The sequence below is a fragment of the Alkalibacterium psychrotolerans genome (assembly GCF_054784355.1).
The window spans coordinates 1-15,390 of sequence record NZ_BAAGPH010000026.1 but is presented as its reverse complement, the minus strand read 5'-3'; the positions used below and the strand labels follow the sequence as shown (position 1 = coordinate 15,390).

Sequence of the window (15,390 nt, the reverse complement as noted above, 5' to 3'; positions counted from 1 at the left end):
AAGAACCACTTGTCTCAGCTCATTTTCAGAGCTTTCGGCAAGTGGTTCTTCACTATTTAATATCTATTTAGTCAAAGCTGTATTGTGCGCCTTCAGAATAACGGTTTCCGGCGTTCCATAGCAGGAACTCGTCAACACCGTATTCATTTAATGCACGAACTTGTTCGCTGACTTCGTCAGGACCGTAGTTCATGTACCAGCCGGCACCCAGGTAAGAAGCTGTGAAATCCTGAATCCAAGGACGGGAAATAGGGGCGTCGTCGCCCAAATTGTCTAGAATTTCATTTTCCAGTTCCATGTAGTTGGCAATCACATTATAGGGCTCCAAGTCAGGGCGTTCGATTCCTAAAGAACCCGCTCCCCAGTGACTTGGGTAAATCATAGATGAAATAACATCCACATTTTCAGAAATACGTGAGAAGTTCTGACCGATACCCGGTGTTTCTTCACGTGTTGCCGCATAACCAAAGATATCAACCGACACGTCTACGTCATAAGGCTGAAGTTCTCTTCGGGCATAGGCCACAAATTCTGTTACAGCGTCGACTCGCTGTTTGACATTATCCAAATCACTTTCCTGATAATCGCCACGGGAATAGTTCAGCTCTTCATCTCTGTATTCAAAGCCTTCAGGGAAACGAACATAGTCAAACTGGATATCTTTAAATCCAAGTTTGGCCGCCTGACGGGCAACTTCTACATTATACTCCCAGACTTCGCGCTCGTAAGGATTAACGAAACTCTCACCACGTCTGTTAGCCCAGACAGAGCCGTCGTCATTGGTGAAGGATAAATCGGGACGTTCGTTTGCCAGTTTAGAGTCTTTAAAGACAACAATTCGGGCAATAGGGTAAATATCGTTTTCTTCCAGATGTTCCATTAATGGCTCTGGTTCAACAATCGTGTTGGAAAACTGATTAACTAGTTCGTGATCGGATTCAACTGACATAACGATATCACCGTAGTCGTCTTTCACATCAATAACCATAGAATTCAGTTCAGTGGTATTGAGCAGTTCAGTCAGGGTTTCCATACGAGAACCCCCTGCAGAATGCGCAGTAACAAAGATGCCTTTTACCCCGTCTTCAGGGTAGTCAATATCTACAAGCGTTCTGTATTTGAACTGACTTGGAAAATTATCAGGAACGGATAAAAGAGGATCCTGAGAATAGGTTAAATAAGACGTTTCAACTGTTTCCGGCTGGTCGTTTTCGACATCATCTGACTCATCAGCAGAAACAGAAAGAGGGAAGAGTACGAGAGCAGTCAGTACCGCAGTAGATGACAGCAAGCGCTTTTTCAAAGATTTTTCCATTATTCAGTGTCCTCACTTTCAGTGGATGCAAATCGTATAGCATCTGGATCAACCAGTTCATAATCTTTCTCACGAAGTCCTTCGATAATAGATGGTGTTGCTTCAAGTGTCCACTCACGGTCATGCATAAGCAGGTTGGCGCCATGTCTTAGGAGGGGTGTATTAACCATAATATCTGCCAAAGCATCAGCTTCCATATAGTCAGCTTCCCAGTCATAGCCGTAAGTCCAGTTCATTAAAATCATACCGTCTTCAGCAACGACTTCTCGCGCATGGTCGGTATTCTGTCCGAATGGAGCACGGAAGAATCGTGGACGTTCACCTGTAATTTCTTCAACTAAATCACTTGTTTTCATGATTTCTTTAGTCTGCTGTTCTTCAGACAGAGAAGGAAGACTTGGATGCGTATGGGTGTGGTTTCCGATAGCAAAGCCCATGTCGTAAATTTCTTTCAGCATTTCCCGACCTTCTTCATTTTCAGCATACATACCGTTCACAAAGAAAATAGCGGGTGCATCATTTTCAAGCAATACTTCTGCAATATCCAGTGCATACTTGTCCGGTGCGTCATCATAAGTAAGAAGGGCAACTTGTTCGTTGGCTTCTACACCGTCAATCACTTGAACGGTGGCTATGTCATTTTGATTGATTTCATATAAGTATTCTGTTTCTTCAGGTTCTTCTTCAGCGGTTTCGGTGCTGTCTTCAGAATCCGCATCAGAAGTTTCATCTGCCGTGTCTATTGCTTCTTCAGATGAATTGTCCTGTCCTTCGGTATCATAACTCATTTCTTCATCTGTACCATTATCTGCAGGAGAATCATCACAGGCGGTTAGCGTTAATGTAGTAACTAAAAATAAACTGGCTAATGTGCGTTTCATATTTTAATCTCCTTATTCGTCTTCAGATAGTTCAGACTCAATAGATGTTTGCAGCTGCTCCAGATTGCTGCTGAACTCGGCAATGAACTCGTCCAGTTCGAGCAATTGCTCTCTTAGCTCAGCCTGTTCATCATTAACTGATTGGATGCCTTCGACAAACTCATCATAGGTCGCATCGTCGCCTGATATATTATTAAAGTAGTCAGACTGAGAAGACAGGCTGGCTTCATACTGGCTGCGGTACTCTGCTAAATGATCGGTAAAGGCATCCACATCGGAAATCACCTGATCCACTTCACTCTGATTTAGACGCTCGCCTTCGTAATCGGCTAGAGTAGACTGGTGTTCTTCCATTTCTGCTTCTTTTTCTTCAATAGAAGATAAGGCAGCTTCTCTAGCTTCAATATTGTCGAAAACAGGGGATGAGCCGTCCGATAGAGTAGTCAAATCATCATCTGTTTCCAGTGTATCGCTGAAATGCGTTTGTAATTCTGCTTCCATACCATGCAATTCATTCAGTTCATCAACCGTTTCTGATTTTATACGATCAATTTCTTCAGTTGCTTCCTGCATGCTTTCTAAATTTTCGCCGTCATCACAAGCAGTCAGAAAAAGTGCCAGTGTGCTGACTGATGCAAAAATCAGTTTCTTATGCGTCATTGATTTATCTCCTCATAGTCTATATTTCCTTTAAGTAGGGTAAAAAATGTACCTTTTTGAGTATAGCAAATTTAGTTCCCGAGTTAAACTATAATAGACGTAATGAGTTATTTTTGTAACGCTTTAAATTTGTTATAAAAGAGAAAGTTTTCAGAAAGGTGGGTTTTAGGCCCGAAATATTGTACAATATGAGAGAGTTTAATTTAGAAAAGAGGATATTATGCTACTATATTATTTAACAGCACTGATTATTATTGCACTTGATCAGGCGACTAAATACATCACTGTACAGTCTATACCTTACAGAGAAGTTGTGGAATGGATACCGGGATTTATCTCTTTTACGCATCACCGTAATACAGGTGCTGCTTGGAGTATTCTAGAAGGACAGATGCTCTTCTTTTATATCATTACGGTTATTATCGTGGGTGTAATCATTTATTACCTGCATCTTTACGGTAGAAAAGACCGCTTGTTTGGTGTGGCGCTTAGCCTGATTCTAGGTGGAGCAATCGGTAATTTCATCGACCGTCTATTGTTTCAGTATGTTGTGGATATGGTAAGACTGGAATTCATTAATTTCCCTATTTTCAATGTTGCCGATATGGCCTTGACCGTAGGAGTTGGATTGATGATTGTCTATTTGATACTTGATGAAATTAAGAACTACAAACAGAAGAAAGTTGGATAAAGAAATGACGGAAACGTACACGTATACAATTCAAAACGAAAAAGGCAGGCTGGATAAATTTTTAAACGATCAACTTCCAGATTATTCACGATCACAGATTCAGCAGTGGATAAAAGAAGAGCAGGTTCAGGTGAATGAAACATCTGCCAAAGCCAACTACAAAGTGCAGACAGATGATAAGATAACCGTTACAGTACCGGAACCTGTTGAAATCGATGCACAGCCGGAAGACATTGCTATAGACATCGTGTATGAAGATGAAGATGTCGTCGTTATCAATAAGGCACAGGGAATGGTTGTTCACCCGTCCATTGGTCACCACAGTGATACACTGGTGAATGCCTTGCTTTATCACGTCAAAGATTTGTCAGGAATCAACGGTAAAATCCGTCCGGGTATTGTGCACCGTATCGATAAAGATACCTCAGGACTGTTAATGGTTGCAAAAAATGACAAGGCTCACGAAAGCCTGGCAAACCAGCTTCAGGATAAGACAGCCCGTCGCGAATACATTGCACTTGTCCACGGGGTTATTCCTAACGACAAGGGAACCATCGATGCACCGATTGGTCGCGATCCGAAAAACCGTAAGAAGTTTGCAGTAGTTGAAAACGGCAAGCCGTCCATCACTCATTTTGAAGTCATTGAACGCTTCAAAGAATACACGCTGTTAAAACTTCAGCTGGAAACCGGCCGCACGCACCAGATTCGCGTTCATCTGGACTACATTGGCCACCGTATGGCAGGTGACCCCTTGTATGGTCCCCGTAAAACGCTCGAAGGAAACGGTCAGTTCTTGCACGCCGCAGCTTTGAGTTTCGAACACCCGACAACAGGTGAGAGGTTGCATTTCGAAGCCCCTCTGCCGGAAATATTTGAAGAAACACTTGAATACGTTAGACAACGGTAAACGGAGGGAATAACTTATGACAACGACAGTTTCTATTTTAGATGAAGTATCAATGAACCGCGCATTGACTCGTATTTCTTATGAAATTATTGAACGAAACAAAGGAATCGAGCAGCTGGTATTGGCAGGAATCAAGACACGAGGCGTTTTTATAGCCCGTCGTATTGCTGATAAAATTGAAGAAATAGAGGGCGAGAAGATTCCTGTAGGCGAACTGGATATTACGCTGTACAGAGATGACCGTCATTTCCCGGAAGAAGTCGACGATCCGGAAGTCAAAGGGCAGGAATTTCCTGTTCCGGTGAAAGGTAAAGTCGTTATTCTCATCGATGATGTCATTTATACAGGACGCACAATCCGAGCTGCAATGGATGCAGTGATTGATTTAGGCCGACCTGAAAAAATTATGGTTGCATCACTTATTGATAGAGGGCACAGAGAAATTCCTATTAAAGCGGACTATATCGGTAAAAATATACCCACCTCAAAACTTGAACAGGTCAAAGTGTCCGTGAAAGAAAAAGACGGCAGAGATGCTGTCGAAATCATTAAACCGGATTAATCCTTAATCATAAAAAAACGTTTAGTTCAGCTCATGTAAGTAGAGCAAACTAAACGTTTTTGTGTTTATTGATTTGAATTCGAAGTATTTTTAATTGACTTTGTTATTTTATAAGTTTAAACTCTAAGAGTAAAGTTGAGATATCAATTTTACCATCTTGCACTAAAAGAAGAGATACACCATGTCAAAAGCACTAAAGGCTTTACTGTCGCTTGTCACTGCTCTTTTCCTTACAGTCGCACTGCCACCAACCGCATTCGCAGATAACCACGGTGACGATCCGGGCACAATCGTTGATATCGCAGTCGGAAATGATGATTTCAGTATTCTAGTATCAGCTTTGCAAAGAGCTGAATTAGTCGAAACACTACAGGGAGACGGACCATTTACCGTATTTGCTCCTACAAACGATGCATTTGCTGACTTACTCGAAGCACTCGATATTACTGCTGAAGAGTTGTTAGCTCAGCCAGACCTAGCAAACGTACTACTATATCACGTAGTAGCCGGTGAAGTCTTAGCAGGCGATTTAGAAGATGGCATGGAAGCCGAAACAGTCAATGGTGAAACAGTTACATTTGACTTAAGTGGCGATCCGATGGTAAATGATTCCAACATTGTTCAGACAGACATTGAAGCATCTAACGGTGTCATTCATGTCATTGATGCAGTACTTGTTCCATCTAACTTCGAACTTCAAGAAGTAGCAATGGAAGAAGATGATGTTCTTCAAACTGGTATCGAGTCAAACACATTAATGTTAGTAGGCTTGATGGCTACAGCAGGCGCATTCATTTTCGTTTTTACAAAAAAACCACTTAGCATTAAAAAATAATCACATTAAAAAGAAGCTTCGAACCACTGTTTAATCAGGTGGTTCGAAGCTTTTTTATGCACTTGGAAAACCCCCGGCTATGCCGGGGGTTCAGGAAAGCTTTCAGCGTGGGGTCAAAAAAAGCCTCACTTCATGATAAGATAAAGTTGGTTTCCCGACCACTCTTTCTCATCAATGAAGGAGGCGTCCCATGAAGGACAAAAACAGTTTAGCACATTCTCAATGGAGATGTAAGTATCATATCGTTTTCGCGCCAAAGTACAGAAGACAAATTATTTACGGAAAATACAAACAAAGTATTGGCCAAATTATCAGAGAGCTTTGTGAGAGGAAAGGAGTAGAAATACACGAAGCGAATGCGTGTAAAGATCATATCCATTTGTTGGTCAGTATCCCACCCAAATTGAGTGTATCTCAATTTATGGGCTATTTGAAAGGGAAAAGCAGTCTAATGATATTTGATCGACATGCTAATTTGAAATACCGATACGGCAATCGAAAATTTTGGTGTCGTGGCTTCTTTGTAGATACCGTTGGACGAAATAAAAAACAAATTCAAGAGTATATTAGAAATCAGCTCAGAGACGATTACATGACCGATCAGCTGACTTTATTCGAAGAGNCGATTCTTTTAGAATCAGTGAGAAAATGTGGTGCAAAAGGGAAACCCATTCAGAGGGCCTTTCAGGCCGAGGCCGGTAAGAGAGGCTTTCAGCCGCAGAGCAAACCACCAGTTCACACTGGTGGTTTTGATTATTATTTACCGTTTTTTAATTCTCTGACAATTTTATCGCTCGGGGTAACGTAATAGGTTGTCTGTCCTTCGTATATGACATAACCCGGTTTCGCACCATTCGGTTTCTTGATGTGACGAACTTGAACAACATCTACTGGAACGGAAGAAGACAAGCGGTACTTACTGTAGTAAGCAGCCAACAGACTAGCTTCTTCAATTGTCTGTTCTGATGGTTCCGTTTCTTCGATAATGACGTGTGAGCCTGGAATGTCTTTCGCATGAGCCCACCAGTAACTTTTGCGGGCTTTTTTCATGGTCAGTTCATCATTTTGCGTATTATTCTTACCGACGAGAATAGATGTCCCGTCAGAAGAGGTGAACTCTTCCGGCTGAGATTTTTTCTGCTTCTTCTTTTTGACTGCTTTTTTCTTCAGATAATTGCCTTCACGCAGTTCCTGACGAATATCTTCCAAATCAGAGAGGGATGCAATCTCAAGTTGAGTAAGCAATGTATCAAAATACTTCAGCTCATATTTTGTTGCTTTAATCTGTTTAGCGAGATGCTGCTTGGCATTCTTCAATTTTTGATACTTGGAGAAATAACGCTGGGCATTGTCTGCCGGCGACTTCTGCGGATCAAGCGTGATAGTAATGAGCGAGTCTTCTTCATAAAAATTAGGCAGCTCAATTTTATCCATGCCTCTCGTCACTTCATGCAGGTAAGCCGTCAGTACTTCACCTTTGACCTTCAACTTCTCGGCTTTTTCAGTGTCTTTCAGTTCTTTCTGAAGCTTATCCAGTTTTTTCTCGTTTTTCTGATAAAAGGTTTTAACTAATTGCGTCAAATCATGCGACTGCTGATAAACTCGGTCACGCTCAGCCTTTTCCAGGAAATAACGATCCATCAATTCGCTCAATGAATCAAAATTTTCCTTGTAGCCATCCAAGTGCTTGAACACGAAAGGGGTGAAAAACTCTTTGTTGTCCAGTTTAGTTAACGTCGGCTCTATTTTTTCAGGTGAAAAAGAATGGATAAACTGCTGATAGACCGCTTTGGGCACGTCATTGGCCTGTTTCTCAAAACGATATGCCAATTCAGTGGCAGAGTCTTTCCCAAAGCCCTGGAGTGTCGATTGAATCCATTTGATTTTATCTTTTGTAGACAATTCACTAATCGGAAAGGGACCGTCATAATTGAACGGGTTTTTCTTGTCTTGTTCCGGTGCAGCTTTGTATTCAGCTCCGGGAAGCAGTGTCCGGTAAGTGTTCTGGCTCGACGGTACGTGTCTGATAGCATCAATCAGTCGGTTATCATTTTTATTGACCAGCAGGATGTTACTGTGTCGACCCATTATTTCTACCACTAAAGACAGGTATTCCATGTCGCCCAGCTCATTTCTGCTCTGGAAAGAAAAGGTCAGCTGGCGATCATTGTCTTTCTGCTCAATCGAATCGATGACAGCTCCGTCCAGATACTTTCTTAAGATCATGCAGTACTGGGGAGGAGAAGCCGGGTTTTCAAAAGGTGTTTCGGTCAGCTGCACGCGGGCATACTGCGGATGCGCTGACAATAAAAGAGATACATTTTTACGATTCGCGCGTATTTTCAAAATTACTTCATTGTCATAAGGCTGCTGTATTTTAGAAATACGGCCACCTTCTAGTTTAGTTTTCAGTTCATGAGTCAGGGAATGGACAAACAGGCCATCAAATGACATAATTCTTGCTCCTTTCGTCTCGCAAAGTCTTCTATAGTATAGCACTTTTCAATCCTTATCAACAAATCAACAAATTTTGTTGCTCATTTTGGGGTTACATGCTAAAGTTGACATATGCAAATAGTATTCAAAGAATTAAATGACGAGAGGGGTATACCATTGGAAACACCAGGACAAACAGACGCTCTGCTGGAAAAAGTGACGGAATTGAATCTCCTTTACAAACAGGTAACCGAACTGATGCTGAAAGAACACGGTTTATCACATTCTGCAATCAACTTGATTCACCTGATCAAAGATAATGAATACACGTTGAAACAGATTACCGAATTGAGTAAATTGGACAAATCTACTGTGAGCCGCCAGATGAATGCATTGGTCAAGAAAGAATTTGTTACGAAAACGTCAGGAAAAGACAAGCGCTATGCTTATTTCACACTGACAGACGATGCTATGGCTGTTTTCAATGAGTTCCAGAAGCATTTAAAAGAAAAATTCAGTTCTATCTTATCCGGATGGACAGAGGAAGAGGTCCACATGCTGACTGTCTTAGTCGGACGATTGAACCGCAGCATGACCAACCGCATTTAAAATAGAACAGGTAAGAAAAGAGGACACACTAATGAAAAGCAAGAGAAAAAATGGCAATCCCCATCGCATAGCTCTACTGGGGATTTTAACTGCAATTATACTGATTCAAAACTTTGTTCCATTTTTGGGGAATATTCCCATTCCACCGCTTAACCCGACAATCATTCATATCACGGTTATTGTGGCTACTTTAACAATGAGCACCACTGATGGGATTATTATCGGGACCATCTGGGGTCTGACGCGTATGTTCCGTGCCTATACTATGCCGGCTAGTCCTTTAGATCTGATGCTTTGGACAAATCCCATGATTGCACTGGTCCCTAGAATGCTCATCGGCTTGTTTACTGGCTGGTCTTACAAACTGTCGCATAAACTGCTTCCTAATAAAGACAAGGTCGCACTGGCGAGCGCCTCAGTGGTGGGTTCATTTACCAATACAATCTTTGTTTTACTTTTTATCTACTTATTTTATGGTGAGCCGTACGCTCAGGCCATTGACGTTGACATCAGCAACCTGGCCGCTGCATTAGCTGCAATTGTCGGAACCAATGGGGTAGGAGAAGCAATCGCCGCAGGTATTATCGCTCCACTGATTATCATCCCATTGCGTAAAATTACACATAAAAAGTAATGGTTAGTCGAGCGTATTCTCTTGTGAGAATACGTTCTTTATTTTATTAAAAGTGATTGAGAGCAATGCGGAAGAACTGGGATTCCCAGTTCACATTAATAGGGGGATGAGTGCTTGTGATTACTTATTTGGCAGGCTCATACGACTTAAATCACTAAGTTTACCTAATTGGGGCTAATTAAGTGAACTCGCCTGCCGTATTGGTGTGAAACGACCAAAGTCGTCAACACTTCAGTAGACTCGGTGGAAGGAAATCTTTGGGTCTGCCCAATTCAAGTGCATTTCGGCAAAGTCGAAATGCATTCCACCTTGACTTTACCTAGGAAGATTCTACTTTGACCAATTTACCAAGTAAGCACTTCTAAGTATGCCGAACAGGTCACTGCTTTGGCATACTCAACTGACTTAAACCCCCGACTTGACCAAAAGGGCGGCCTTTTTGGCACACTGAGTCGATTTTATTAACCAGTTTACCAAACAGCACCAATAATGAAAGGCTACCGGATAGAGGATGCCAGCACGCAATCGAAAGAATAGAGATAATCTTCATTTTCAGTATAATTATTAATTATCAGCTGTATTTATGACTATTATTTAACACCTTATGCGAATTGAAACAGCTTTGTAGTATGTTTGATACTATTATTCATGCAAGAATATGATAATATCATACTAGTGCATTGCATTTTTTAAAGAAAGACATTGGAGGAAGAGTACTTATGAGACAGACACGCACGAACAGAAAAAACAATGGAACAACTGAACCACCAAAGGATCCGAAAAATAAAAATCCCGAGTATATTTATTATGCTATAATTGCTTTACTGCTGATTATATTAATTGGTATTGCCGTCTTTATTTTTTCAAATAGAGACACTGCAACGGACGACAACGGCGCATTCGATTCTGAAGAGATGACCGACTCTGAGAATGAAGAGGATGGCATGATAATTGAAGAAAGTGACGATGAAGACGAAACCGATGAGACTGATGAAGCGGAAGAAGACGAAGCTGAAGAAACTGATTCAGAAACTTTAGATGAAGACGATTCAGAAGACGAAGCCGCAACTGATGAGACTGAAGAAACCGATGCGGATTCGGATGAAAATGATGAGTCAGAAGTATCTGTTAACGATGATGCTCCTCTGGATGAAAGCTATGTCCCGAACTATAATAACGGGTCAGCTGACAGAAATGCCATTGCCGGTTTAGTCTCCTCAGTAACTGGCCTGGACCAGTCCAGCATGATTACCTGGCGTGTCGGAAACAACGGTCCCGGTAGAGTCTTTGCCGTGATGTCAGACAGCAGTCAGAATGACGTTTACAGAACATTCCTGCAATATGGAGATGGGGAATGGCACGTAACCGCTTATGAACAACTGCCTGAAGTGCCTGCTGAATTTAGATAATTTAATCTACTTTGATTACTGTGCTCATTTAACTGGGCACAGTTTTTTGTCGCCCTTGATAACGAAGACACAAAAAACCTTTTTCCCTTCATAAAATTTGACTTTAATAGCTGCTAATGAGTATGGTTAAGATAATAACAAGTGAGGGGTGTGTCGATTGATTAATATCGGTCTAGTTTCATTTGGTTATCACGATAAAAAAGAATGTAAACGAATCGCTCAGCGTATTCAGACAGTCACACGCCGTTTTCAGTCTTCCACACATCCTGTAAAGTTTACGCGTATAGAAGCCTCCAACTATCAGCTGAAAGATACCAGTGACCGGCTGAAATGGTCTGAAAAAATAGCGGAACAAGATGGCTATGTATTTTTGATACCCAAAGATACTGAAACAATTAAGAACGATATTATAGAAGCTTTAGAACGAGTATCTTCTCAGCTCGAAAATAAAACGGCGCTGCTGGTTTATTATGGAATTGAAAACAAATTTGGTGATAATCTGGATGCTGTGGAGCTGATACGTTCACAGCACATGGCTCTCTTATATGACACGGTTAATCTTCCATATTTGGAACACATGCGAGCCAGTGCCTTCGACAAGTTTGAGGCAATTGAAACGGAAACCCATCACCAGCTGGAAAAGCTGCTTTACTGGACGATGGGAATGAGATACGCACGAAATTTATACAGTCAGGTTAAATAATAAAGGCACATTTTTTCGTTAAAAATTTCCTAACATGGTAAACTATAAAAAAAGAACAGGAGGCCCTTCATGAAATTATCTGATAATAAATACAACATGATCCAGGAAATACTGGAAAAAACAGAAGCAGAAATTAAAAAAATGCAGCCCGTAAACATTTTAATTGCCGGTAAAACTGGTGTAGGAAAAAGCACGTTAATCAACAATGTGTTCCGTGAAAAGCTGGCGGATACAGGTATCGGGAAACCAGTCACGAAACATTTGAGACGGATTTCCAAAGAAGGGATTCCCATCGTGCTTTACGACACGAGAGGCTTGGAGCTGGATCCGAATGTTCAGAAAAAGGTCAGGCAGGAAATTTTCGATCTGGTAAAAGAAAAGAAACAGACAAGAGAAGAACTCCACGCTGTCTACTACTGTATCCAGGCAAACTCTTCCCGAATAGAAGAGTCGGAAATTGAACTGATTAAAGAAATCTCAAAAGTTCTGCCGGTCATTCTTGTTTTGACCCAGTCGATTGGCAAGCCGGCAGAAGAATTTAACCGGTACCTTGAAAATCAGAATCTACCTGTTGCTGCCGTTCAGAATATTATGGCTGAACCCTATGAAATTACTGATGACTATGTGATTCCGGCTTTTGGTCTGAAAGATTTAATTGATAAAACGCTGCAGCTGATCCCAAAGGATGCACATGATGCTTTTATGAACGCCCAGCAGGCAGACATTGAACGCAAAGCAAAAGCAGCCAGACGCTGGGCTAGTCGCTACGTTGCCACAACTTTCGGTGTAGGCTTTGCGCCTATTCCTTTTTCGGATGCGTCGATATTAGTGCCCATGCAGGTCACTTTGCTGGCCCACATTACTGCCATATTCGGTATATCAATGGATAAATCAACCATTGTCAGCCTGATTGCCGCAGTGGGAGGGACTGGAACAGCCACAATGATTGGTAAAACGATAGTGGCGAACGCGTTCAAGTTTATTCCAGGAGCCGGTACAGTCATCGGCGGTATCATCAGTGGAACCACGGCTTCAATCGTGACGAGCGCGCTAGGACTCAGTTACATTGAAGTCCTCAGTATCATTGCCACAAAAGAAAAAGAGGGCGAGAGCCTCGACTTGAGCCGCATCGAGACTTTGATGAGACGCCAGTTCAAGAAAAACATCAAGCTGAACAGAAAAGAACTTCGGACGAAAGATCTCGAGTTTGATTCTGACAAAGCTCTGAATGATGCCTATCAGACTTATGAGTCGCTCGAAGAGGAGAACCATAAAAAAGTGCCTTTCGTCAAAAAAGTATCCCGGTCTTTTGGTCATTTCATCAAAGCCCATCTGCCATTCAAATAAAAAATACTCCCTATATAACTACAGAGACTTTTCTGCAGCTATATAGGGAGTTTGTTTAATTTACATCGTCACGGTATCTTAAAGCCAGACCTTTAAGGAAGTTTCTGGCATAACGGTCGCCGCATTCTTTGTAGTTTCGGTGACCTTCTTTTCTCAATACGGCACTGAGTTCGCTGTTCGAGATGTGCACGCCTGTCTCATCAAGGATATCGAGAATGTCATCACTTGTAAGAGTCAGGGCAATTTTCACTTTTTTCAAAAGCACGTTGTTAATATCTTTGTCATGCTTAATCAGTCGCGTCTGCTTGACCGGTTCACCTTTAGCTGTAACCTGCTGGCCGCGCTTATAAATAATCAAGCCATTCAAGAAAGACTCAAATGTACGGTTGTCACAGGCTTTTTCATAGATCTTTTCAGTAAATTCATCTTCGTCATCCTTTATAGAGTCAGTGTTAGTTACTTTCGTCAGCATCTGCTGGACAGCTTCTTTTGATAACTCCTGTTCACCTAAAGAGAAGACTTCAACAGTTTCTCTGTCTTTTAAATCGAGTGCATACCTCAGACGCACTAATCTATCGTTATTATTCATCACTAAAATCCTTTCATCTAGCACATTCATTCTTCAATACTGACAGTATACCAAAATAAGCAGCCCAGTTTCACCAGACTTTTCAATTTTGATTCCATTAGACAGTTATTAATAGGTTTGGTAGGCTAAAGTCTAGGAGTTGAATGAAGTGAAAAACAAACTACTTTACAGTTTAATTGCTTTGTTAGTATTAGGCTATGGCGCCCATGTGTTTATGCGACTGGCTGAGAATAGGGCATTTGTAAACGACACAGAAGACTACCTTGAAAATGTGGGTTACGATATCGAAACGGATATTATAGAAATGACCCGCATTAATATTGGAGAAGATTCGCCACAGAATGCCATGATTGTAACATTCGCCGATGAGCCGGACAGTTATTACTTTTACACCTATAGAACAGATTCTGAAGAAATCTTTCTTTTAGATACGCGAAGAAGAACATCGCAGGATTAATCTCCACTGTGGCTGTTTACGAATCCTTAATCTATAGTCAATTCATGGTCATTTTCTGTTATACTACTTAAGAGTTAAGAATAATAGGAGTGAATACCCATGAGTAAAAAGAAGAAACGCAATCCAGGAAAGAAAGCTAAATCATTGCGCAGTGAAACAAAACAGACAGATAAAAGAGGCATGAGTCACTACACTGTAGAAGAAGAGACCACATTACTCCCTTTTTTACTGAGTGTTATCACTAATAAAAGCCGTAACGCCGTCAAATCTATTTTGACACGCGGTCAGGTATCGGTTGAAGGGGAAGAAACGACCAAACACAACTATCCACTGAAACCAGGTACGAAAGTCAGCATATTGAGCAACAAAGAGTCGAAAAAACAGTCAGCATTAGTAGGTATGACCATTTTGCATGAAGATCAGGACATCATTGTCATCAATAAAGATGCCGGCCTTTTATCAATTGCGGCAGACGACCCGACCGATATAACGGCTTATTCGCAACTGAGTGACTACGTCAAAAAGGAAAATCCTGAAAACAAAATCTTTGTCGTTCACCGACTGGACCGCGACACATCGGGTGTGATGTTGTATGCAAAAACTGAAGAAATCAAAGAAATCCTTCAGAAAGACTGGAAAAATACCGTCAAAGAACGGATTTATACAGCCCTGGCTGAAGGTGCAGTAGAAGAAGATCAATTCGAGTATGCTTCTTGGCTGAAGGAAAGCAAAGGCATTAAAATGTATTCCAATTTAGAAAACAATGGCGGAAAACATGCGGTGACGCATTTCAGAAAGGTTCTCGGAAATGAAAACTACTCGCTGCTGGAAGTCGAGCTGGAAACGGGTCGTAAGCACCAGATCCGCGTTCATTTAAAAGAACTGGGTCATCCGATTGCCGGCGACAAACTGTATGACGCTGAAACTAACCCGATTAAACGACTGGGTCTGCATGCGACGACACTGGTTCTCGTGCATCCCGGCACGAACAAACTCGTTCGCTATACAGCTGAAGTGCCCCCGTCCTTTTTGAAACGCGTTAAGTAAAGACAGTATATTAGTGATTGAAGCTCTCCAGTAATGGGGAGCTTTTTAGCTGTCTCTTTAATTATCAATAGTTACGATCTAACTGAGAGTAAAATGTAGACTGAGTTTGTAGGTAAGACATTTCTCTTTCATACCCAAATCAGTAATTGTATTGAATGTGAACGTAAAGCTGTTTACTTTAATACTCAAGTTTCGCACCCTAATAAATGCTTCACAATCCTATCGGATTAACCCTCACCAAAGAAATTACGCAGCAATTTGTTCTTGGTTTGACTGATTTCCAATCAAAATTTCTTTGAATGCCG

16 protein-coding genes and 1 pseudogene are annotated in these 15,390 nt (G+C 41.4%); 12 read left to right on the top strand and 5 right to left on the bottom strand.

The genetic code is table 11. The features are described 5' to 3' along the window. Positions 1-67: 67 nt before the first annotated feature. Genes ACYVLS_RS04070 through ACYVLS_RS04060 form a run of 3 tightly spaced genes read right to left on the bottom strand, consistent with a single transcriptional unit; the run spans position 68 to position 2,856 of the window. Positions 68-1,315, bottom strand: a complete 1,248-nt coding sequence (locus ACYVLS_RS04070; RefSeq protein WP_460321510.1) for a putative glycoside hydrolase — start codon at positions 1,313-1,315, stop codon at positions 68-70. Beyond that, positions 1,315-2,196, bottom strand: coding sequence for a polysaccharide deacetylase family protein (locus tag ACYVLS_RS04065; RefSeq protein ID WP_460321508.1), 882 nt, complete (start codon positions 2,194-2,196; stop codon positions 1,315-1,317). Before ACYVLS_RS04065 ends, ACYVLS_RS04070 begins: the two co-directional genes overlap by 1 nt. 12 nt (positions 2,197-2,208) lie before the next feature. Further along, a complete protein-coding gene (locus ACYVLS_RS04060) occupies positions 2,209-2,856 on the bottom strand; it encodes a YkyA family protein (RefSeq protein ID WP_460321506.1) in 648 nt (215 codons plus the stop codon). A gap of 220 nt (positions 2,857-3,076) precedes the next feature. Between ACYVLS_RS04060 and lspA the strand changes: the two genes are divergently transcribed. The 5 genes and pseudogenes from lspA to tnpA form a co-directional block, all read left to right on the top strand. Next, positions 3,077-3,547, top strand: a complete 471-nt coding sequence (gene lspA, locus ACYVLS_RS04055; RefSeq protein ID WP_460321503.1) for a signal peptidase II — start codon at positions 3,077-3,079, stop codon at positions 3,545-3,547. Positions 3,548-3,551: 4 nt separating this feature from the next. Further along, on the top strand, positions 3,552-4,457 hold the full coding sequence (locus ACYVLS_RS04050) for an RluA family pseudouridine synthase (protein WP_460321501.1): 906 nt from the start codon (positions 3,552-3,554) through the stop codon (positions 4,455-4,457). A 16-nt stretch (positions 4,458-4,473) separates the two neighbouring features. Then, a complete protein-coding gene (gene pyrR / locus ACYVLS_RS04045) occupies positions 4,474-5,019 on the top strand; it encodes a bifunctional pyr operon transcriptional regulator/uracil phosphoribosyltransferase PyrR (protein ID WP_460321499.1) in 546 nt (181 codons plus the stop codon). A gap of 181 nt (positions 5,020-5,200) precedes the next feature. Beyond that, positions 5,201-5,854 (top strand): fasciclin domain-containing protein, encoded by a 654-nt coding sequence (locus ACYVLS_RS04040; protein ID WP_460321497.1) that lies wholly within the window; start codon positions 5,201-5,203, stop codon positions 5,852-5,854. A 190-nt stretch (positions 5,855-6,044) separates the two neighbouring features. Further along, positions 6,045-6,473, top strand: a pseudogene (gene tnpA / locus ACYVLS_RS04035) (IS200/IS605 family transposase); the annotation flags it as partial. Between the two features lie 137 nt (positions 6,474-6,610). Here the strand turns inward: tnpA and ACYVLS_RS04030 are convergent. Then, positions 6,611-8,308: an NFACT RNA binding domain-containing protein gene (locus ACYVLS_RS04030; RefSeq protein ID WP_460321495.1), complete on the bottom strand. Its 1,698-nt coding sequence runs from the start codon at positions 8,306-8,308 to the stop codon at positions 6,611-6,613. 159 nt (positions 8,309-8,467) lie between these two features. On the opposite strand from ACYVLS_RS04030, the gene ACYVLS_RS04025 reads away from it, so the two are divergent. The 5 genes from ACYVLS_RS04025 to ACYVLS_RS04005 all read left to right on the top strand — a co-directional run bounded on the left by ACYVLS_RS04025 (position 8,468) and on the right by ACYVLS_RS04005 (position 12,992). Continuing rightward, positions 8,468-8,899 carry a MarR family winged helix-turn-helix transcriptional regulator gene (locus ACYVLS_RS04025; RefSeq protein WP_460321493.1) on the top strand — a complete coding sequence of 144 codons (432 nt, stop codon included), beginning with the start codon at positions 8,468-8,470 and terminating at the stop codon, positions 8,897-8,899. Positions 8,900-8,930: 31 nt separating this feature from the next. Then, positions 8,931-9,533 carry an ECF transporter S component gene (locus ACYVLS_RS04020; RefSeq protein WP_460321490.1) on the top strand — a complete coding sequence of 201 codons (603 nt, stop codon included), beginning with the start codon at positions 8,931-8,933 and terminating at the stop codon, positions 9,531-9,533. 719 nt (positions 9,534-10,252) lie between these two features. Further along, positions 10,253-10,942, top strand: coding sequence for a DUF1510 family protein (locus tag ACYVLS_RS04015; protein WP_460321488.1), 690 nt, complete (start codon positions 10,253-10,255; stop codon positions 10,940-10,942). A 157-nt stretch (positions 10,943-11,099) separates the two neighbouring features. Continuing rightward, the gene (locus tag ACYVLS_RS04010) at positions 11,100-11,645 is read left to right on the top strand and encodes a hypothetical protein (protein WP_460321486.1); all 546 of its coding nucleotides are present in this window, start codon (positions 11,100-11,102) and stop codon (positions 11,643-11,645) included. 69 nt (positions 11,646-11,714) lie between these two features. Continuing rightward, positions 11,715-12,992, top strand: a complete 1,278-nt coding sequence (locus tag ACYVLS_RS04005) for a YcjF family protein (protein WP_460321483.1) — start codon at positions 11,715-11,717, stop codon at positions 12,990-12,992. A gap of 55 nt (positions 12,993-13,047) precedes the next feature. On the opposite strand, the gene ACYVLS_RS04000 is transcribed toward ACYVLS_RS04005, so the two are convergent. Continuing rightward, positions 13,048-13,581, bottom strand: coding sequence for a YehS family protein (locus tag ACYVLS_RS04000; RefSeq protein WP_460321481.1), 534 nt, complete (start codon positions 13,579-13,581; stop codon positions 13,048-13,050). A gap of 148 nt (positions 13,582-13,729) precedes the next feature. Here ACYVLS_RS04000 and ACYVLS_RS03995 point away from each other — a divergent pair, with 148 nt between their 5' ends. Together ACYVLS_RS03995 and ACYVLS_RS03990 are read left to right on the top strand one after the other, a co-directional pair. Beyond that, positions 13,730-14,038 carry a hypothetical protein gene (locus ACYVLS_RS03995; protein WP_460321479.1) on the top strand — a complete coding sequence of 103 codons (309 nt, stop codon included), beginning with the start codon at positions 13,730-13,732 and terminating at the stop codon, positions 14,036-14,038. Between the two features lie 99 nt (positions 14,039-14,137). Beyond that, positions 14,138-15,085, top strand: a complete 948-nt coding sequence (locus ACYVLS_RS03990; protein ID WP_460321477.1) for an RluA family pseudouridine synthase — start codon at positions 14,138-14,140, stop codon at positions 15,083-15,085. Positions 15,086-15,390: the final 305 nt, after the last annotated feature.

Excerpts from the sequence above, each read along its gene's own strand:
- ACYVLS_RS04005 (WP_460321483.1), top strand. The coding sequence starts at position 11,715 with ATGAAATTATCTGATAATAAATACAACATGATCCAGGAAATACTGGAA.
- ACYVLS_RS04030 (WP_460321495.1), bottom strand. The coding sequence starts at position 8,308 with ATGTCATTTGATGGCCTGTTTGTCCATTCCCTGACTCATGAACTGAAA.
- ACYVLS_RS04015 (WP_460321488.1), top strand. The coding sequence starts at position 10,253 with ATGAGACAGACACGCACGAACAGAAAAAACAATGGAACAACTGAACCA.
- ACYVLS_RS03990 (WP_460321477.1), top strand. The coding sequence starts at position 14,138 with ATGAGTAAAAAGAAGAAACGCAATCCAGGAAAGAAAGCTAAATCATTG.
- ACYVLS_RS04020 (WP_460321490.1), top strand. The coding sequence starts at position 8,931 with ATGAAAAGCAAGAGAAAAAATGGCAATCCCCATCGCATAGCTCTACTG.
- ACYVLS_RS04050 (WP_460321501.1), top strand. The coding sequence starts at position 3,552 with ATGACGGAAACGTACACGTATACAATTCAAAACGAAAAAGGCAGGCTG.
- lspA (WP_460321503.1), top strand. The coding sequence starts at position 3,077 with ATGCTACTATATTATTTAACAGCACTGATTATTATTGCACTTGATCAG.
- ACYVLS_RS04060 (WP_460321506.1), bottom strand. The coding sequence starts at position 2,856 with ATGACGCATAAGAAACTGATTTTTGCATCAGTCAGCACACTGGCACTT.
- ACYVLS_RS04040 (WP_460321497.1), top strand. The coding sequence starts at position 5,201 with ATGTCAAAAGCACTAAAGGCTTTACTGTCGCTTGTCACTGCTCTTTTC.
- ACYVLS_RS04065 (WP_460321508.1), bottom strand. The coding sequence starts at position 2,196 with ATGAAACGCACATTAGCCAGTTTATTTTTAGTTACTACATTAACGCTA.
- ACYVLS_RS04000 (WP_460321481.1), bottom strand. The coding sequence starts at position 13,581 with ATGAATAATAACGATAGATTAGTGCGTCTGAGGTATGCACTCGATTTA.
- ACYVLS_RS04070 (WP_460321510.1), bottom strand. The coding sequence starts at position 1,315 with ATGGAAAAATCTTTGAAAAAGCGCTTGCTGTCATCTACTGCGGTACTG.
- pyrR (WP_460321499.1), top strand. The coding sequence starts at position 4,474 with ATGACAACGACAGTTTCTATTTTAGATGAAGTATCAATGAACCGCGCA.